This is a genomic window from Nocardia sp. NPDC055321 (assembly GCF_053645575.1).
In genome coordinates this window covers 422,653-441,244 of record NZ_JBSHMS010000004.1, presented here as the reverse complement: position 1 = coordinate 441,244, position 18,592 = coordinate 422,653, and the positions used below count along the sequence as shown (strand labels likewise).

The 18,592-nt window shown below is 69.8% G+C and carries 19 protein-coding genes; 6 read left to right on the top strand and 13 right to left on the bottom strand.

Going from position 1 to position 18,592, the window contains the following annotated elements; translation table 11 throughout:
* Positions 1 to 2: 2 nt before the first annotated feature.
* The 4 genes from ACWIGI_RS08900 to ACWIGI_RS08885 form a co-directional block, all read right to left on the bottom strand.
* Complete coding sequence (locus ACWIGI_RS08900; RefSeq protein ID WP_454201773.1) at positions 3 to 602, bottom strand: TetR/AcrR family transcriptional regulator; 600 nt, start codon at positions 600 to 602, stop codon at positions 3 to 5.
* Positions 589 to 1,455 carry an alpha/beta fold hydrolase gene (locus ACWIGI_RS08895; protein ID WP_454201772.1) on the bottom strand — a complete coding sequence of 289 codons (867 nt, stop codon included), beginning with the start codon at positions 1,453 to 1,455 and terminating at the stop codon, positions 589 to 591. The genes ACWIGI_RS08900 and ACWIGI_RS08895 overlap by 14 nt, the downstream gene beginning before the upstream one ends.
* 159 nt (positions 1,456 to 1,614) lie before the next feature.
* Complete coding sequence (locus ACWIGI_RS08890; RefSeq protein WP_454201771.1) at positions 1,615 to 2,325, bottom strand: helix-turn-helix domain-containing protein; 711 nt, start codon at positions 2,323 to 2,325, stop codon at positions 1,615 to 1,617.
* 300 nt (positions 2,326 to 2,625) lie between these two features.
* Positions 2,626 to 3,570 (bottom strand): SMP-30/gluconolactonase/LRE family protein, encoded by a 945-nt coding sequence (locus ACWIGI_RS08885; protein ID WP_454201770.1) that lies wholly within the window; start codon positions 3,568 to 3,570, stop codon positions 2,626 to 2,628.
* Positions 3,571 to 3,853: 283 nt separating this feature from the next.
* Here ACWIGI_RS08885 and ACWIGI_RS08880 point away from each other — a divergent pair, with 283 nt between their 5' ends.
* Both ACWIGI_RS08880 and ACWIGI_RS08875 read left to right on the top strand, forming a co-directional pair.
* Entirely contained in the window at positions 3,854 to 4,600 is a 747-nt protein-coding gene (locus ACWIGI_RS08880; protein ID WP_454201769.1) for a ParA family protein, read from the top strand.
* A complete protein-coding gene (locus ACWIGI_RS08875; protein WP_454201768.1) occupies positions 4,600 to 5,832 on the top strand; it encodes a hypothetical protein in 1,233 nt (410 codons plus the stop codon). Before ACWIGI_RS08880 ends, ACWIGI_RS08875 begins: the two co-directional genes overlap by 1 nt.
* Before the next feature lie 277 nt (positions 5,833 to 6,109).
* Here the strand turns inward: ACWIGI_RS08875 and sepX are convergent, their stop codons facing one another.
* The 4 genes from sepX to ACWIGI_RS08855 form a co-directional block, all read right to left on the bottom strand.
* Entirely contained in the window at positions 6,110 to 7,267 is a 1,158-nt protein-coding gene (gene sepX, locus ACWIGI_RS08870) for a divisome protein SepX/GlpR (RefSeq protein ID WP_454201767.1), read from the bottom strand.
* Between the two features lie 184 nt (positions 7,268 to 7,451).
* Positions 7,452 to 8,102 (bottom strand): GNAT family N-acetyltransferase, encoded by a 651-nt coding sequence (locus ACWIGI_RS08865; protein ID WP_454201766.1) that lies wholly within the window; start codon positions 8,100 to 8,102, stop codon positions 7,452 to 7,454.
* A 9-nt stretch (positions 8,103 to 8,111) separates the two neighbouring features.
* Positions 8,112 to 9,371, bottom strand: coding sequence for a molybdotransferase-like divisome protein Glp (glp, locus tag ACWIGI_RS08860; protein ID WP_454201765.1), 1,260 nt, complete (start codon positions 9,369 to 9,371; stop codon positions 8,112 to 8,114).
* A gap of 48 nt (positions 9,372 to 9,419) precedes the next feature.
* Positions 9,420 to 10,358, bottom strand: a complete 939-nt coding sequence (locus ACWIGI_RS08855; protein ID WP_454201764.1) for a UTP--glucose-1-phosphate uridylyltransferase — start codon at positions 10,356 to 10,358, stop codon at positions 9,420 to 9,422.
* Positions 10,359 to 11,104: 746 nt separating this feature from the next.
* Between ACWIGI_RS08855 and ACWIGI_RS08850 the strand changes: the two genes are divergently transcribed.
* The 4 genes from ACWIGI_RS08850 to mscL all read left to right on the top strand — a co-directional run bounded on the left by ACWIGI_RS08850 (position 11,105) and on the right by mscL (position 13,538).
* On the top strand, positions 11,105 to 11,794 hold the full coding sequence (locus tag ACWIGI_RS08850) for a 5-formyltetrahydrofolate cyclo-ligase (RefSeq protein ID WP_454201763.1): 690 nt from the start codon (positions 11,105 to 11,107) through the stop codon (positions 11,792 to 11,794).
* A gap of 70 nt (positions 11,795 to 11,864) precedes the next feature.
* Positions 11,865 to 12,173: an FmdB family zinc ribbon protein gene (locus tag ACWIGI_RS08845; RefSeq protein WP_454201762.1), complete on the top strand. Its 309-nt coding sequence runs from the start codon at positions 11,865 to 11,867 to the stop codon at positions 12,171 to 12,173.
* Positions 12,174 to 12,316: 143 nt separating this feature from the next.
* Positions 12,317 to 12,976: an SAF domain-containing protein gene (locus tag ACWIGI_RS08840; RefSeq protein WP_454201761.1), complete on the top strand. Its 660-nt coding sequence runs from the start codon at positions 12,317 to 12,319 to the stop codon at positions 12,974 to 12,976.
* A 151-nt stretch (positions 12,977 to 13,127) separates the two neighbouring features.
* Positions 13,128 to 13,538 carry a large conductance mechanosensitive channel protein MscL gene (gene mscL, locus ACWIGI_RS08835; RefSeq protein ID WP_454201760.1) on the top strand — a complete coding sequence of 137 codons (411 nt, stop codon included), beginning with the start codon at positions 13,128 to 13,130 and terminating at the stop codon, positions 13,536 to 13,538.
* Between the two features lie 101 nt (positions 13,539 to 13,639).
* On the opposite strand, the gene ACWIGI_RS08830 is transcribed toward mscL, so the two are convergent.
* From ACWIGI_RS08830 to ACWIGI_RS08810, 5 genes are all read right to left on the bottom strand, one after another.
* Positions 13,640 to 14,311, bottom strand: a complete 672-nt coding sequence (locus tag ACWIGI_RS08830; RefSeq protein WP_454201759.1) for an MspA family porin — start codon at positions 14,309 to 14,311, stop codon at positions 13,640 to 13,642.
* A gap of 64 nt (positions 14,312 to 14,375) precedes the next feature.
* Positions 14,376 to 15,056, bottom strand: a complete 681-nt coding sequence (locus ACWIGI_RS08825) for an MspA family porin (protein ID WP_454201758.1) — start codon at positions 15,054 to 15,056, stop codon at positions 14,376 to 14,378.
* Positions 15,057 to 15,834: 778 nt separating this feature from the next.
* On the bottom strand, positions 15,835 to 16,050 hold the full coding sequence (locus ACWIGI_RS08820) for a hypothetical protein (RefSeq protein ID WP_454201757.1): 216 nt from the start codon (positions 16,048 to 16,050) through the stop codon (positions 15,835 to 15,837).
* The gene (locus tag ACWIGI_RS08815; RefSeq protein WP_454201845.1) at positions 16,047 to 16,589 is read right to left on the bottom strand and encodes a MogA/MoaB family molybdenum cofactor biosynthesis protein; all 543 of its coding nucleotides are present in this window, start codon (positions 16,587 to 16,589) and stop codon (positions 16,047 to 16,049) included. Before ACWIGI_RS08815 ends, ACWIGI_RS08820 begins: the two co-directional genes overlap by 4 nt.
* 146 nt (positions 16,590 to 16,735) lie before the next feature.
* On the bottom strand, positions 16,736 to 18,478 hold the full coding sequence (locus ACWIGI_RS08810; protein WP_454201756.1) for a trypsin-like peptidase domain-containing protein: 1,743 nt from the start codon (positions 18,476 to 18,478) through the stop codon (positions 16,736 to 16,738).
* Positions 18,479 to 18,592: the final 114 nt, after the last annotated feature.

Sequence of the window (18,592 nt, the reverse complement as noted above, 5' to 3'; positions counted from 1 at the left end):
GGTCAGGTGCGCAGGATTCCCGCGATCAACAGCATGATCGAGTGCTGGGCCTGCGCCCGCGCGGTGTCCGGGTCGGCCGCGTGGGCGACGATCAGCGACGCCTCGCTCAGCGCGCTGAGCAGCAGTTGCGCCAGCACCTGCACGGGCACGTCGCCGACGAGCCCGGTCTCCCGGGCGCGTTCGAGCTGGGTGGTGATCAGCCCGAGCCCGTGCGCGTTCTCGAACTCGCGCCAGCCCTGCCAGCCGAGCACGGTCGGGGCGTCGATGAGCGCTATCCGCACCATGGCGGGCCGGGTGCAGATCTCCATGAACAGGCCGACGCCGACCGCCATGCCGCCCAGTACGTCCGCGGGATCGCCCGCCGCCATGGCGGTTTCGATCTCGGCCATGGCCTCGGTCTCGATCTGCTCCAGCACCGCCAGGAACAATCCGCGCTTGTCCCCGTAGTGATGGTGCAGCGCACCCCGGGTGACGCCGGCGGCCGCGACCAGATCCGCGCCCGAGGTATGCGCGAAGCCGCGCTCGGTGAAGAGCCGGCGACCGGCCTCCTCGAGCGCGGCCCGGGTGGCGCGCGAGCGATCCTCCTGGCTACGACGTGGCATGCAGCCGAGTGAACTCCAGAATCGACCTGGTGAGCAACTCGGGCTGGTCCTCGGGCAGGAAGGTGTAGGAGTCGTCGATCACCGTGAGGGTGGCATCGGGCAGGTCGCGGACCAGGCGTTCGGCGTCGGCGCGCGGGAAGAGCTTGTCCTCGCGTGCCCAGACCAGCAGCACCGGCAGCTTCACCTCCGCGAAGCGGGACGCCGCGGCCAGGGTGTAGCTCTTGTTCAGCGTTCGCAGCACCCGGCGCAGATCCCGGCGGATGCCCGCGGAACGCCGGCTGGGCAGCAGGTAGGAGTCGGCGATCTCCGGCGGCACGGGCCGTTTGGATACCCAGCCCAGCACCAGCGGCAGCCGATGCAGCGCCCGCCACCGCAGCGCCTCGGTGAGCGGGCGGATCGAGCCGGGCACCCGCGCCAGATACGGCAGCCCCTTGAACGGCTGCGGCGGGAAGTTGGCGTAGGTGTCCACCGCGGCCAGCACGACCCGGCCGATCCGTGAGCGATCACGCGTCAGCAGCACCTGGGTGATGGCGCCGCCGGTGTCGTTGGCCACGATCGTCACGTCGGTGAGGTCGAGCCGTTCGAGGAAGGCGGCGATCAGATCCGCGATCCCGGTGGGCGTGAGATCGGCATCGGGCAGCGGGATCTCGTGCGATCCGAAGGGCAGGTCCGGCGCCAGGCACCGGTGGCCGGCGGCCGCGACGGCGGGCACGACCTTGCGCCACAGATCGGCGTTGACGAGCAGGCCGTGCACGAATACGACCGGCGGCCCGTCGCCGGTGTCGTGGTAGCGGATCCGGCCGCCGGGCAGGTCGATCTCGCGGGCGGGTCCGAGGGATGTACTGGTTGCCATGGTTCGTCTCCAATGCGTCGGTACCCGACAACTTTTACATACATACCGTATGTATGTCTATGGCCGACGCGCGCGACTTGGAGCTCGGGCAGAAAAAATGGAGCGCCGGCCGAAAGGAAGGGGGTATCGGCCGACGCTCCACGAGGGCATACGCGTGATTCAGCGGGTGAGTTCGACCCGCCAGCGTTCGGCCGCGCGGGTGATGTCCAGCCCGACCTTCTCCAGGTACTCCCCCATACCGAGCAGCCTGGATCCGGCCGGCGTCTCCGCGCCCAGCGTCCCCGCCCCGGCCCGCGCGGTCGCGGCGAGCTGCTCGTTGGCCCGCACCGCGGCGAGAGTGGTTCGGTACCAGCCGGATTCGTCGATGACGTAGCGATCGCGACGGGAGCCGGGGTCACGTTCGCGGCGAATGAGTTCGCGGCCTTCGAGATCGCCGACCGCGGCGGAGATCGTCGCGGGGCTCACCCGGAGCCGGCGGACCAGCTCGGCGGCGGTGACGCTGCCCGAGTCCGCCGCGTAGAGGCAGGCCAGCACGGCGGCAGCCATTTTGGGAATTCCCGAGCGGACGAACAGCTCGGCGAAACGATCCCTGAAATCCGCGACCACGTCCGGATCGCGGCCGTATTCGTCGGCGCCGCCCGGCTTGTCGACCGGCTTGGGGCGGATCACGCGGCGGCGGGAACGCACGACGGTGGCGGCGTGCGCCAGATCGGCGCGATAGTGGCCCGGCCCGCCGTTGCGCGTCACCTCCCGGCTGACCGTGGAGGTGGGGCGGCCGAGCCGGCGCGCGATCTCCGCGTAGCCGAGCCCCTGCGTCAAACCCGTTGCGATACGCCGACGGTCGTCCGGGGTGAGTCGTCCTCCGGGCATCGGGACACCTCCTTCATCAGTTGCGGCCGCTGGCGGAGACGCTCGGCACCGCCGTACCGCACCCGGGGGGAGCCCGTCGGGAAAGCTCGTCGAAACCGCCCTTCCTATTGCAACACAAGCGCGGCCTCGTGCGTAGGGGGCTGAACCGGACCGTCACCTTACACTCGTATTACCCTCGTGTTATCCGCTTTTCGTGCGCATTACGCGATTGTCCCGGTTGCGAATGCAAAGTAGCGTTCGATCTCTCCTGAACATACGACGGGGCCGGGACGCGACGGTCCCGGCCCGAGGTCCGCTCCGCTACGGTGTCGCCGTCCGGGCGCCGGGATCGAACCCGCCGGGAATCTCGTAGATCACGCCCGTGAAGGTCGCGCCGAACAGCCGCCCGGCCGAGAACCCTCGGTCGCCACGGCCGTAGCTCACCACGCTGGTCAGCGCACCGCCCGTGCCCAGGACACAGAACTGACCGGGTGCATCGATCCGCACCACCTGACCCGCGGGATTGAGCGGCACCACCGGCCGATCGGCGGCGTCCAGGGTCAAACCGTCCGGCGCCGCGAAGTAGTCGGCTCCACCCAGATCCAGCAGCGACTGCGGGGCCCAGGGCGCCGCGACCGGAATGCGACTGACGCCGGGCGCCGCGAAAGTCCGCGAGACATAGAGGAACTGGTCATCGGCGCTCAGCACCGCGCCGTTGGCGCTGGGCAGCACGGCCCAATCCGGCTGCACCACGCCGTCCGGATAGACCCGGCCCACCAGGGTCGCGAAATCGTTGGTGGCGTACACGATTCCGTCCGCAGAGACGTCCATGCCGTTGGCCGCGCTCAGACCGGAGGCGTACGGGGCCGTGGCGCCGGTATCGGGATCGACCGTCACGATGCCCGCGTGCCGCAGGCTGTCACCGGCCACCACGCGGGCGTCCGCGCCGTAGCCGACGAGCAGCCGCCCGTCCGGGGTCCAGGCCAGCGCACCCGCGCCGCCGCTGGGCACCGTGGCGATCGGCACCGCGGGCGCGCCCGGGGCGTCGATGCGAAACACCCTGCCGGTCACCAGATCGGTGGTGAACGCCCGGCCGCGGGCATCGACCGTGAGCCCTTCGAGCGCACCACCCACGGTCGCCACGGTGAACGTGGGCTGTCCCGCACCCGGGCAGACCGGTGCGGCCTGGGCGGGCGCCGCGGCCACCGAAACACCCGCGCAGGCGAGCGTCGCGACCGCCATCGCCATTGATTGCCAATTGGTCATTTCGCACCTCGGAATCGTTCCGGACGGAGTGAGACAGGGAGTGGAATATCGGCTGACTCGGAACAGTCTGCCATCGCGCGGACACGGTGGGCGGATGCCGCTCTGCGGCCCGGGCCAATTCGTGGAATCGGAACTGTATCCAATTGGACACAGTCGTTTTTCGTGCCAATTCGGCGAACCCCGGGCGCGTCCGCTACTGGTGAAACACCAGCGTGTGAAACTGAAACACGCACGGTGCGACCGCTGTACACACATGCCCTCCCCATGGACCGGAGGATCTTTCATGACCGAATCCATTGTGCGGCCCGCCCTTCCCGAGCCCCTCGTGGTGACCCTGGGAAATCTCAAGGGTGGCGTCGGCAAAACCACCTCGGCCTTCTTTCTGGCCGCCTATTTCGCGACGGTATACGAACTGCGGGTGCTGGTGATCGACGCGGACCCGTTGAGTCAGACCGGATACTCCTGGTACCGGCGGCTGCGTAAGGAGAACATCACCGTTCCCTTCGAACTCATCGCTTTTCCGTCGCGGCACGTCGATGACTGCATTACCGACAACTCCTCGAAATACGACGTCATCATCGTGGACGCCGGCGGGGAATCCGCCGAGATCTTCAAGGCCGCGGTGCCCGAGACCGATGAACTGGTGCTGATCACCAGCGTGAGCCCCTCCGAGGTCAAGCGCGTGCCCAGCACCTACAAGGCCGCCGAGGAGGCGGCCGCAGGCAACGATCGCGCCATTCGGGTCCGGGTGCTCATGACCAAGGTCCCGGTGACCATGAAGAACGGCGTCAACGTCTCCACCGAATACCGCACGCAGCGGGGCAATCTCGAGGGCGCGGGGTACGACGTCTTCGAGTCCTGTGTGAGCGCGTGGAAGTGGTATCGCGAGGCCGCCGACGGTGAGGTCGGCGACGGCGCGGAGAACCCGCTCGCCGATCTCGGCGAGTACCGGCAGGTCGGCGACGAACTGATCGCGCCGTACCTGACCGACGACCTGAACAACCGGACCGCACTGGAGGTTTCCGCCTGATGCCACCCCAGCGACGCAAGAGCACCATCGGCGGCGGGATCGCCGTCCCAGCGCGCAACCCGCTCTCGGACGAGGCCGAGCACACCCCGCCGGTCTCCCCGCTGCGCGACGCGCAGTGGCGCGGGATGAGCGGCGCGACCCGGCCGATGGAACCCATTCCGGCGCGACCGGTGGAACCGGCCGCCGCGCAGCCGGCGAAAACGGTCGCACCGCAGCCGGCGAAAACCGCCGCACCGCACACGGGCAAGGTTGCCGCGGCGCAGCCGGCGAAAACCGCCGCGGCGCGCGGAACGGAACCGGGCGCGGCCGCCAAACCCGCCGCCGCCCGGGCGCATTCGCGACGGCCCGTACTCGAGGACCGGGTCGCCGCGTCGACGATCGCGTCGGACATCGTCGTCGGACCGCGTACCCGGCCGGCGCCGCGACCGGCGACGCCGCCGATCGAGACCCGGGACGCCGCGGCCGCCGAGGCGGCAGCCGACGCCGCGCCGGCCCCGGTTGCCGCACCCACCGGTGCCGCCGCCCGCGAGCCCGCGGACGCGAGCGTGCTCACCATGGAGCTACCCGAGGCCGGCGAGGGGCCGCTCAGCAGTGGCGAGCTCGCGCAGCTCGAGGTCTGCGAAAGCTCCATCGACGCGCTGCGGGTGGCGTTCTGGACAGCGGGACGCGCCCTGCAGATCGTGCGGGACGGGCGGCTCTACCGGGCCGCCCACGCCAACTTCGACGACTACGTGGAGAAGCGCTGGGACATGCAGCGCTCCTACGCGCACAAGCTGATTCGCGCGTGGCCGCTGGCGGCCCGGCTGCACCCGGTGGCGCCGTCCATCAACGAGGGCCAGATCCGCGAGCTGCTCCCGATCGCCGCCGCGCACGGCGAGGACGCGGCGGTCACGGTGTACACCACCCTCGCCGCGGATATGAAGGTCACCGCCAACAAGCTCCGCGAGGCCCTGACCGTGCTGCCCGCCCACTACGACGAGGCCGAGGCCGTCGAGCGCCTGCGGGCCTGGCTGCGCGGCGATCCGATCGGCCTGCCCCCGCGCAACGCGAACGTCTTCAGCACCGCCGAGTCCCGCCTCGCGGTCCTCACCCGCCGCCTGGTCAAGGGTTCGAGCCGGGATCCCCTGGCCGCCCGCGACTTCGCCGCCAAACTCCGCGGCCTGGCCGAGTTGATCGAGCAGCAGATCCCCGCGGCGGAGCGCGATGCCGCGGCCGCCGCGGAACAGAACTAGCGAATTACCCTGAAGCAAGGGCTCGGCTACGGCCGAGCCCTTGCTCATGTCACGGACGAGGTTGAGACGCCTGAATCAGCAGGCCGATGCCCCTATGCTTGGCCTAACTGAAATCTATTGTGCCACAACAGTTTTCATTGCTAACTTCTCAGACTACCTGACAGGTCCGCATACGTATCGACCCCGATCCGAATGCGGCCCGGAGGGTGTCCACACGACCCCCAACACAGCCCGGCCCCGGCTGGCTGGTGCCAACCGGGGCCGGGCCGGAGTTCGGTTACTCGCCTACGGCGGCGTGGCGGACGCGGTTGCCGGAGGCGCGGGCGCGGACCGCGCGGGCGGTGGCGGCGTCGAAGAGCTCGAGGTTCTCGAAGACGGGATCCTCGTCATCGGGTTCGACCAGGACCGCGCGGCGGAGCTGGGTGCGGGTCGTATCGCGGTCGGGGCGGGGGCGTTCGGGTTCGCGGTCGAACTCCTCCTCGTCGTCCTGGTCGCGGGAGCGGTCCAGGCGGGACATGCGGCGCCTGCGGATGTCCTCCTCGATCCGAACCTGGCGGCGCAGGTAGGCCAGGTAGGCCACCAGGACGGCGCCGGACAGACCGGCCAGGCCCCACAGGCTCGAGGAGACGGCCAGGCCGGCCGCCGCGAGCGCCAGGGTGGCGAGCAGCAGACCGAGGACCGCGCGCTGGCGGAAGGTGTAGCGCGCCGCGCGGGCGATCGCGTCGGCCTCGGGGTCGTAGCCGCCGCGCCCGCGCCGGGAGGGCACGAAATCCGGGTCGTCGGAATCGGATTCGTCCCGGTCGGGCTCGGGGTCGGGATCGCGGAGCGCGGGCACCCGGGACCGCGCGGTCTCGGCCCGGGTGCGCATGGTGTCGGCGCGACCACGCGGCCGGGGCTCCACGTCGTCGTACTCGGACTCGTCGCCCGCCTCGGGGGCGCGCTCGTCCGCGTACTCGTCCCGGTCGTCGAATTCGGCGGCCACGTCCTCGGATTCCGCTGTCTCGTGCTCGTTTTCGGCGCGCGGGTGCTCCTGCTCCGCGGCGTCGAGGTCATTGTCTGCCGGATCCTGCTCGGATGCGGGCTTTTCGACGGCATCGCCACTCGGCGCTGTCACCGCTGTCGCCGAGTCACGGTCGGTGTCGAAATCCTCGTCGTCCGATCCAGCTGTGGTGCTGTCGTCCGATCTGGTCATCCGATCCTCCGGATCATCGCTGTGGTGATGCTTCCTGCGAACCGGTACGTAGTCCGGATCGGTCTCGTGTCCGGTGGCCGGACCTTTTCTGGTGCGGGGCTTGGCATCCCCGCGATGCAGCACCCGCGTCGACAGCGCGGCGTCGGTGTGCTGGCGAATGCGCGGATGCCGGGAGGTCAGCATGGGGAAAACGACGAAAATCCAGAGCACGACCAGACCGATCCACAAGATCGAATTCGGCATGCGCTCACCTCCGTCCCCGCCTGGCCCATTGTCCCTTCGACGTGCACCGTGGCACTCATCGACGATGCGAGGGCGCACCACCGACGTCCGTAGGCTAATTCGACACCTCAGGAATGGCCCGCAGGCGCGCCGTCAACACCCGCCACAGTAGTCACACAAGTTAGGGGCCGTACGCAACCGCGAGCTACTGCTGAGCGACCCGCCCCGCGCGAATCAGCCTGTCCACCACGGTGCCCGAGACCTCCTCGACGGTCATCGCCACCAGCAGGTGATCACGCCAGCCGCCGTCCACGTCGAGGTAGCGCGTGAGCAGTCCCTCCTCGCGGAAGCCCACGTTGCGCAATACCGCCTGGCTGGCAAGGTTTTCCGGGCGCACGGTCGCCTCGACCCGATGCAGTCCCACCTCGCTGAAACAGTGATCGAGCCCCAGCGCCAGCGCGGCGGTCGCCACGCCCTGGCCGCTCAGATCCTTGGCGACCCAGTAGCCGATCCAGGCCGAACGCAGCGCGCCGCGCACGATATTGCCGATCGTCAACTGCCCCGCGAAGGTGCCGTTGACCTCGATGACCAGCGGAATCATCGCGCCCCGACGGGCTTCGGCCTTCAGGCTCGACCACAGCGACGGCCAGTTCCCGGCGTGATTGCGCGCCTCCCACGCCCCGCGGCCGGTCGGCTCCCACTGCTCCAGGTACTCGCGGTCACGGGTGCGGATGCGGGACCACGAAGCGGCATCGCGTAACCGGATGGGCCGCAGCGTCACCTGACCCGCGGCCACCCGCACCGGGCCCAGATGCGCGGGCCAGCCCGGATGCTGGGTGGCCCGGAAGACGTTCATGTCCACGCCTCAGCCTCGCTGCGCGAGGAAAGCGACCCGAACCTCGTCACCGGTGCGCACCTCGGTGACATCCGGATCGATCACGATCAGGCTGTTGGCCTCGGCCATGGTGGCCAGCAGATGCGAGGAGGCGCCGTTGGGACCGCCGAGCGGCTGCACCAGGTAGTCACCGGTCTGCTCGTCACGCATCAGCTGCGCGCGCAGATAGCCCCGGCGACCGGGAATGGAGGCGATCGGCAGGATCGTGCGCGCCCGGACCACCCGCCGCATGGGCTGGCGGCGGCCGAGCGCGATGCGGATCAGCGGCCGCACCATGACCTCGAAAACCACAAGCGCGCCAACGGGATTGGACGGCAGCAGGAAGGTGGGCACCTCGTCGCGGCCGAGCAGGCCGAAGCCCTGCACCGACCCCGGGTGCATGGCGACGCGGGTGATCTCCAGCTCGCCCAGGCCCTCCAGCGCCTCGCGCACCTGCTCCGAGGCCCAGCCGCCGACCGCACCCGCGATCACCACGACCTCCGAGCGAACGAGCTGCCCCTCCACCACATCGCGCAAACGCTTGGCGTCACCGCTGACGATGCCGACCCGGTTCACATCCGCGCCCGCGTCCCGCGCGGCGGCGGCCAGCGCGTAGGAGTTCACGTCGTAGACCTGACCCGGCCCCGGCGTGCGATCGATGTCGACCAGTTCGCCGCCGACCGAGAGCACGGACAGCCGCGGGCGCGGATGCACCAGCACCTTGTCGCGGCCGACCGCGGCGAGCAGCCCGACCTGGGCCGGGCCGATGATGGTGCCCGCGCGCACCGCGAGATCACCGGGCTGCACGTCGTCACCGATGCGGCGCACGTAATCACCCGAGCGCACCGGCTCGTACACCTTCACCTTGGCGCGGCCGCCGTCGGTGAAGTCCAGGGGCAGAACGGCATCGGCGAGGGTGGGCAGCGGGGCGCCGGTGTCCACGCGCACGGTCTGGCGCGGCTGCAACCGAATCGGCTGGCGCGAACCGGCGGCGACCTCACCGACCACGGGCAGCACCAGGTCGACGGGCTCGCCGTCCTCGCCGCGAATGTCCGCGCCGGCGGCGGCCACATCCACGCTGCGGACCGCGTAACCGTCGATGGCGGCCTGGTCGAATCCGGGCAGCGGACGCTCGGTGACCACGTCCTCGGCGCACAGCAGGCCCTGGGCCTCCGAGATCGCGACTCGGACGGGCCGGGGGGCGACGGCCGCGGCCGTCACCTTGATCTGCTGATCCTCAACCGAGCGCATGCCGCCCTTCCCTGGTCTCGCGCACTGCCCACACCGTCCCCGCCAATGTCACTCGTACGAGGTGAGCTGCGGATTCCAGCCCGGTCCGAGCCTATGCTCGAGCCACTCCCGCAGCGCCGGACCGTATTCCTCGCGTTCCAAAGCGAAATCGACCGCTGCACGAAGATAACCGCCCGGGTTGCCCAGATCGTGCCGCGACCCACGGTGCACCACGACGTGAACGGGATGGCCCTCCGAGATCAGCAACGCGATGGCATCGGTGAGCTGCAGTTCGCCGCCCGCGCCCGGGGTGATCCGGCGCAGCGCGTCGAAGATGGCCCGATCCAACAGGTATCGACCGGCCGCGGCATAGGTCGAGGGCGCCTCGTCCAGGGCGGGCTTCTCCACCATGCCGTTGACCTTGAGCACGTCGGCGGGCGCGCCGGGCAGCTGCTCCACGTCGAAGACGCCGTACGCGCTGACCTGATCCTTGGGTACGTCGATCGCGCACAGCACCGAGCCGCCGTAGGTCCGGCGCACGCGGGCCATGACCGTGAGCACGCCGCTGGGCAGCACCAGGTCGTCCGGGAGCAGGACCGCGACGGCGTCCTCGTCCGCGTCCAGCGCCGACTCCGCCTGCGCCACCGCGTGACCCAGCCCGAGCGGCTCCTCCTGCACCACCGAGGTCACGTCCAGCAGGCCGGGGGCCTTGCGCACCTTCTCCAGCAGATGGAACTTGCCGCGCTCCTCGAGCGTGCCCTCCAGCACCAGGTCCTCGACGAAATGCGCTACCACGCCGTCTTTTCCGGGCGAGGTCACGATCACCAGCCGGTTGGCGCCGGAATCGGCGGCCTCCGCGGCGACCAATTCGATGCCCGGGGTGTCCACCACGGGAAGCAGCTCCTTGGGCACCGTCTTGGTCGCCGGCAGGAATCGCGTACCGAGCCCCGCCGCGGGCACCACCGCGGTGCGGAAGCACGCCTGTGCCCCGCTGCCAATAGCCGTCATGAACTCACCCTATCCATCCGTCTCACCCATCGGGGCGGCCACGAACCGTCCCGATATCCACGAGAGCCTAAGGGTCCCGGAGCAACCGAGCCCACCGAACGCCTTTGTCATGCGATAACCGCTGGACGATGACACAAACCGTGCAAAATGACACAGTCGAGAAACGAGAAGTGCCTCTGTCGCCCACCGGACGACCGATTCGGCACGGCATCGCGACCCGGCCCGCCACCGCGGCCGAAAACCCCACCGAAACACACGAACACCCCACACGCGGCGCACGGAAAAAGCTCTCTCCCAGCCGATTTCATCCGCGGCCCATCGACAGGGATTCGGCACCATCCGCACCGTGGATGCCCGGCCGCCCGGAGCCGCGTCAAATGACCGAATGCCGAGGATCCCCGCCGCCGATCGGCGCCGGCCGCTACCGAACTCACGCCGACTCACGAACACTCGCCGCCACGACCGGCCCCGATGCCACCTCGGGATCGTGAAGGCGGCCGAGTTCCGAAGCAGTGGCGCAGGTCTCAGCACGTGGTCCGCCGGACACGGTACGACTCCCCTCGTGACATCCCGGAGTGTGAGTGCCCGGACGGTGTCCCCGCGGACACACGTCCGGCGGACCGTGGCGGCCGGCGGTGCGGTGCCGTCGCGCAACGGGAGCGGGGCGACGCCTTGTGCGCGGCCGAACACGCCTTCCGTGGCCGAGTCGTTGAGGACCGCCTCGGACACGCACCTATCGTGGGGGCGTGGATGCGCGGGCGTGGGGAAAGAAGGAGTGGCGGGCGAAGATCCTCGCGGGCCGCGACGAGGTGCCCGGGACGGTGCGCGCTCGGGAGGCGGCCGCGCTGACGGCCGCTGCGCCGGCGGTGCTCGAACTCGCACGGCGCGGACTCGGCGGAGCCGCCGGGCCGGGGGCGGCGGACGAACCGGTCGACGGCGAGCGGATCGGATCGGCCGCGGGCGGGTCCACCGCGGCGGACCTGTGGATCTGCGCCTACGTGCCGGTGGGGAGCGAACCGGGCGCGGTGGGGATGCTGGACGCGTTGCGGGCGGGCGGGGCCCGGGTGTTGTTGCCGGTCACCGGGGAGCCGGGGGCGTTGGAGTGGGCGGAATACACGGGGGAAGAGGCGTTGCGGCGGGGGCGGTTCGGACTGCGGGAGCCGAGCGGGGCGATCGTCGCCGACGGGATCGGGCGGGCGCGGGTGGTGCTCGTGCCCGCGGTGGCGGTGGACCGGCGCGGGGTGCGGCTGGGGCGGGGGGCCGGTTACTACGATCGGAGCCTCGGCGCGTGCCGGGCCGGCGTGCGACTCGTGGCCGTCGTGCGCGACGACGAGGTGGTCGCCGAACTCCCCGAAGAGGCGCACGACCACCGCATGGGCTGGGCGCTCACGCCGTCCGGCGGACTGCGGCGGCTGGGCGACACGAATGGGAATTGACACCCGATTGGCAGTGTTGGCACTGTCGTCTGTAGAGTGCTAGACCGACGGAGACCGTGGAGGATTTGCGATGCCTACTTACTCGTATGCGTGCACCGAGTGCGACAACAAGTTCGACATCGTGCAGTCCTTCTCCGATGACGCGCTGACCACCTGCGATCGCTGCAACGGCAAGCTGCGCAAGCTCTTCAACTCCGTCGGCATCGTCTTCAAGGGCAGCGGCTTCTACCGCACCGACAGCCGCAACGGCACCACCTCGAGCGAGCCGGCCAAGCCCTCGACCTCCGGTGACAGCGGCACGAGCGCGCCGAGCACCCCCAGCGCGCCGGCGAGCACCAGCACCGGCAGCACCACGCCGTCGAGCACCTCCGCGGCCTGATCCACACCACGTTCTCCCGAATCCCCGGCTCCAGACGGCCGGGGATTTCTGGTTCCGGGACAGGGTTTTCCACAGGCCCGCGGTTATCCACAGCGGGCCCTTCGCCGGTCCGCGACGGCGTCGGCCGCTCCTAGGCTCTCCCCATGCATCGATGGCGCGCGGGATGGGCCGACAATCTCTGGCTGCCGCTCTGGGCGGACGGGGTGCTGCTGCGCCGGATCGCCGCCGTGGCCCTGCTCACACTGGCCGCGGCGCTCGCTCTCCGGGCCGATCCCGGCGGGCGGTACACCGAGGTCGTGGTGGCCGCGCGCGAACTCCCGCCCGGTCACGTCCTCGCCGCGACCGACATCCGGCGGGCTCCGCGCGATCCGGGCGGGCTACCGGCGGGCGCGGTGCGCGACCCGGACGCCATCGTGGGATCCGCCCTCGGCGGCGGGGTCACGACGGGCGAGATCCTCACCGACCTCCGGGTGATCGGGCCCCGGCTGGCCGCGGTGGCCGCCCGCTCCCCCGATGCCCGCATCGTTCCGATTCGCCTGGCGGACAACGGTGTTGCCGCGGTGCTGCGCCCCGGCGACCGGGTCGACGTGGTGGCGGCGGAGGAGACCGGCGGCGCCGGGCGGCCCGCCCGGCTGCTGGCCTCGGACGCCGCGGTGGTGCTGGTGGCCGGCGGCGCCACCACCGTCGAATCGGCCCCGCGCGGGCGCGACGAGCCACTGGTGCTGGTGGCCCTGGACGCCCGGCACGCCACCGTCATCGCCGCGGCCTCGCTGCGTACCGCGCTCACCGTCGTCGTGCGCTGACCCGCCTGGTTCGTCGCCTCCGGTGCCCCGGACGCCCCGTGAACTAGCATTCCGATACCGCAATACCCCATCCGTATCACCCGGACCAGCCGTCCGACACTCGCTAACCGGGCCGCCGCAACGCGCCCATCACGCAGAGGAGTTATCGGCAATGCTCAAGGGTTTCAAGGAGTTTCTGCTTCGCGGCAATGTCGTCGACCTGGCGGTAGCGGTGGTGCTCGGCACCGCATTCGTCGCCATCGTCACCGCATTCAGCGAGGGCGTGATCAATCCGCTGCTGGCGGTGTTCGGCGGCACCAACCCGATCGGCCTCGGATTCCAATTGATCGCCGACAAACCGGCGACGTTCGTGGCCATCGGGCCCATCATCACCGCGGCGCTCAACTTCCTCATCATCGCGACGCTGTTGTACTTCGTGCTGGTCGTTCCGGCCACCCGGGCCAAGGCACGCTGGGGCAATACCGAAACCGCGCTCACCGAAATCGAACTGCTGCAGCAGATTCGGGATCTGCTCGCCGAGGATCGCGCGGGCGGACCGGGTCACGGCAAGCACGAAATCTGAGTATCGGCAAGCATTCTCGAATTCCCCCGAGACAGCGAACGGGCCCGGCGCGAATGCGCCGGGCCCGTTCAGCTGAAGAAACTCGGATCAGAGGAGACCGATCAGCCGAGGCTGAAGGGCTGGCCCCACAGGGTGATCCAGGTGACCACGTTCTCGGTCTCGATCTCGACGCTCACGAAGGCACGCGCCTGGGCGTAGCCACCGCAGCCGCTGAGGCCGATGGTCGAGTCGGCCCAGGTGACCGAACCGTTCGAACCGCTGAACTTGTTGCGGACCTTGTGCGACTCGGAACCGAAGTCGTCGGCCTCTTCGATGTCCAGGATGTAGAAGGACTTCGCCTGGCCGGGGCCCAGGGTCAGGTTGCCGCCGGTGTTACCGGCCGCGCTCGGGCTGCCGTCTTCCCAGGTCACACCGGCCGACGCGTCGCCGCTCACACCGCCGCCGGCGATGTTCACCTGGCAACCGACCTGGTAGCCGGGGAAGATCTTTCCGCCGACATCGGTGTTGTTACCGGAGATCTCGACCTGCGCCGACGCCGACACCCAGGCGTTGCGGTGCAGAGGGGTGGCGCCCATCGAACCGGAGATGTTGGCGGACTCGCCGACCAGCTTCACGGTGACGACGGTGCCGTCGGACAGGGTCTTGATGATTTCGCCGCCCGGCAGCGGCACAAAGGTATCGGCGTTGGCGGCGCCGGTGGAGAAAAGGCCCAGGGCGGCGGTCGCGACAGCGCCGGTCGCGGCCATCCGTGCCACGGTCTTACGGAGGTTCATGCTCTTTTTCCCTCAGGGTATGAGTTCGCTTGCGCGAGAAAGTATTTGGCGGGGAGGACCACTATCAGCCGAGGCTGAACGGCTGACCGTAGAGGGTGGTCTTCGAGTAGTGGTCGCCGATGATCTCGACGACGGTGTACGACCGCGCCTGGGCGTAACCCGCGCAACCCTCGATACCGATTTCGGCATCCTGGTACTCGACGGAGTAGGTGCCCGCCTTGAGGATGTCCTTGTAATCGATCTGGACGAACTTGACCTCGCCCGGGCCGAGGTTGATGCCGATGGACCCACCGAGGGAGCCGTCGCTCAGCGAGACGCCGGCGGACACGCCCGCGGAGATGGCGTCCTCGCCGATGCTGACCTGGCAGCCGACGATGTAGCCGGTGCTCAGCTGCGACGCACCGTGGGTGGAAGAGTTGTTCGACCCATTCCCGTTGGCGGGGCCATTGTTCGGGCCGACTTCACCCTCGGGCGTCTCGAGGACTTCGGCGGTCGCATTGCCGCTGACCCACACGACGCGGCCCGCGCCATTGGCGGACAGCGACGGCGAAATGATGGCGCGCTCGCCCGTACGGGTGATGGTGACAGCTCCACTCGGAGCGACCTTCTGACCGTCCGGCAACGGTACGAAGGTATCGGCATTTGCGGCGCCAGTGGAAAAAAGTCCCATGGCCACGGCCGCCGCCGCGCCTGCACCCGCAATACGGGCACCGCGACGAAGACCGTTGGTCCGGTTCTCGCTCATACTTCCCCTCATCAGGTTTCTAGCGTCAGCCTCGACCACCGAGGCTGAATTGGGTCCTCGCGAACCCAGGTAAGTTTGTCGCCACATTGTTGCCGCTGTGTTACTGCTAACAAATTCTTAATGTGATGCGACGCAGGGCACTTTACATCACCGGCGTGTCCTTTGAGGTGTGAGAGAAGAGGATCCGGTGCGACGTGCAGGACTTCCCGCTCATATGTCGAGAAGGCTATGAATAGCAAAAGCGGCCCGGCGCTAAACACGCCGGACCCCTTCGGGTTCCGCTTGCCGGGATGAATCAGCCGAGGCCGGAAGGGCTGTCCCCGGAGGGTGACCGCGGCGATCGCGTCGGTCATCACGGCGCCGACCGGCGCGGCCACGCCGACGCCTGCGCCGCCCCACCGGGCGGACAGCTCAGCCGGACCCTGCCCGGCCGACGTCGGGCAGAGTGTCGCGGAGACAGCGGCTCCGATGCCCGTCGTACGGACCGACCGGGGCCGAAAGGGGTTGCGTCACCCGCACACACGGCGAACCCAGCAAAAACCGAGCAGCCGCATAGGACCTGCTGGACAGGTGACTTTCTCAACCGTCGCGAGACGGTAGCCACAACAGCAACCGAATGGCAACAAGATTCGGACATGCGAATCCGGGAATGAATCACGGACACCGTGATTCGAGCCACCGAGCAGCGAAGACGGAATTACGAACACACTCCGTCGCGAGCGAACTCGATAGCGATGTGCTCTCGAACTCTAATGGCGAGAGTTATGCGAAAAATGAATTACCCGTGATGCGGGGGAACCTGCGCGCGCAGCCAATCGTCGCCGGAGGAACCGGATTCCGGTTCGGGCGTGCGTTCGTCGTTGGTGGTCGCGGGGAGTGCGTCACCGAAAACACGAGCCAGCTTCTCGCGATCGGCCGCCGTCAAACGGCGAGACCCCGCCGGGCGCGCGGCCGGGCGGGGTTCGTCGGTATTGCTGTCGGACGTCGAACTCATTCCGCCAAACCGGAGAGTTCGTCGATGACCCGGCTCGCGAGCGGGCCCAGGGTGGCCATGCCGTCGCGGATCGCGGCCCGCGAACCCGGCAGGTTCACCACCAGCGTGCTGCCCGAGACGCCGGCCAGCCCGCGCGAGAGACCCGCGTCCAGCGAGCCCGAGGCCAGGCCCGAGGCGCGCAGGGCCTCGCTGATACCGGGCAGAACCCGGTCCAGCACCTCCTCGGTGGCCTCGGGGGTCACATCGCGGGGCGACATGCCCGTGCCGCCGACCGAGATCACCAGATCGACGCCGCCGATGACGGCCGTGTTGAGCGCGTTGCGGATTTCGACCTCGTCGGCCTGCACCGAGACCGAGGCGTCGACCAGGAACCCGGCCTCGGTGAGTAGTTCGGTCACCAGCGGACCCAGCGAATCCACCCCGCCGTGTGCGGTTCGGTCGTCGACGACCACGACAAGAGCACGGCCCGCAACAGCGGCATCGATTTCCATGCTGCTCACCGTAGCGCCCCGGGCGGACATCGCCTCGGTCTTGTTCATCTCACCTTCGAGCAGCGCCGCGCCCTCGAAGCCCTCGAGCACCGTCACCCGATCGAGCACTGCGCCATTGGCGGACAACACCTCCCAATTGCCGTCCGGGGTGACCCGGATCGCCGGGGTGGATTTCCTGCCGCCTGTACGTCGCATCATCGGCCGCCCTCCGCAGCTGCTTCGCCGAGGGTGAGCTCGACTGTCTTCTGGTTGTTGCCCTGCTCGTCGGTGTAGGTCACCTCGACCTTGTCGCCGGGCCGGTGCGAGCGCACCGCCGCGATGAGCGCGTTGCCCGAATCGATCACCTGGTCATCGAGTTTGGTGACGATCGCGCCGTTGGGCAGGCCCGCCTTGGCCGCCGGGCCGTCCGGGGTCACTTCGAGCACCCGGGCGCCGTTGACGTCGTCCTGGCCGCGCACCTTCACGCCGATCTGCGCGTAGGTGGCCCGGCCGTTCTTGATCAGCTCGTCGGCCACCCGCCGGGCCTGATCGACCGGAATCGCGAAACCGAGTCCGATGGAACCACTTTGGCCGCCGGCCGACTCCGAGACGCCCAGGGTGGCGATCGCGGTGTTGATGCCGATCAGCTTGCCGTTCATGTCGACCAGCGCGCCGCCCGAGTTGCCGGGGTTGATGGCCGCGTCGGTCTGCACGGCGTTGATGACCGCGCCCTGCGAGCTGGCCTCGCCGCTGGTGGACACCGGGCGATTGAGCGCGGAGACGATACCGGTGGTCACCGTGCCCGCCAGGCCGAGCGGCGAACCGATCGCCACCACGGACTGACCGACCTGCAGGTTCGACGAGGCGCCCAGCTCGATGGGCACCAGGCCCTTCTTGTCGGTGACCTTGATGACCGCCAGATCCGAGACCGGATCCGCGCCGATCAGCGTCGCGGGCGCGGTGCTGCCGTCGCTGAAGGCGACCTCCATACGCGCGTTGGGACCCGCGCCGCTCACGACGTGGTTGTTGGTGAGGATCTTGCCGTCGGTGGAGAGCACGACACCCGAGCCCTCGCCCTCGGCCTGATTGCCCGCGACCCGGATCATGACGACGCTGGGCAGCACCTTCTGCGCGACCGCCTGCACCGAACCGGCCGGGGCGTTGGCCACCTCGTTCACCTGGCGCGGGGCGTCCAGCGCGTTGGTGATCGTGGTGCCGCCGTCGTCCGCACGGGTGGCGAGGGCGCCGACCGCGCCGCCGATGCCGCCGCTGAACAGCGCCAGCGCGACCGCGCCGGCGACCAGGCCGGTGCGCATCGACTTCTTCGGCGCCGGGCCGCCCGGATACCCGCCGGGCTGTCCGGGAGCACCGGGGCCGCCGGGGCCGATCGGGCCGCCGGGACCGCCGAAGAGCTGCTCGGTATGTGATCCGGCCGCGGCGTATCCGGCCCCCGACGCCGCATACGCCGGGCCGTATCCGCCCGCCGGAAGTTGTTCGGTCGCAGGCCCGTTCGCTGCGGCGGCGTAGCCGGCGCCGGTGTACTGCTGCCCGGTGTGCGGGCCGTTCGGAAAGGCCGCGAACGAACCCGTATGTCCCGCAACGGTTCCCGGGCCACCGGGCGCGCCGGGGAAGCCGGGAGCCGCACCGCCGTGGGCGCCGGGGCCGAAACCCGGCTGCGGACGGTCGTATCCGCCCTCGACGGGACGGGCGTAGGGATCGCGCGGCGGGGCGAAGCCACCGGGACCGGGCGCGGGGGCGCCGGGAACCGAGGACGCCTGCTCGCCGGCGCGATCGGCGTGCGACGCGGCGGGCCCGGCGGGATCGTGCGCGGCCGGAGCGCCGGGGTTCGGCACGGCCTGGCCGCCGGGGTTCGGCACAGCCTGGCCGCCGGGGGTGGACACGGCGTCGGCGCCGGGGGTGGGCTCGTTGCCCCGCGGGTCCTTCGAATCCTCGGTCATGTTTCTCGTTTCTCCTCGAGTCTCGTAGCCAAGCCTGGCGGTGACGACTGAGAGCGGACTGAGACCGTGCTTGCTTTTTCCGGAGCTTTCCGCCGGGCGTGACCCGGGCGCGGT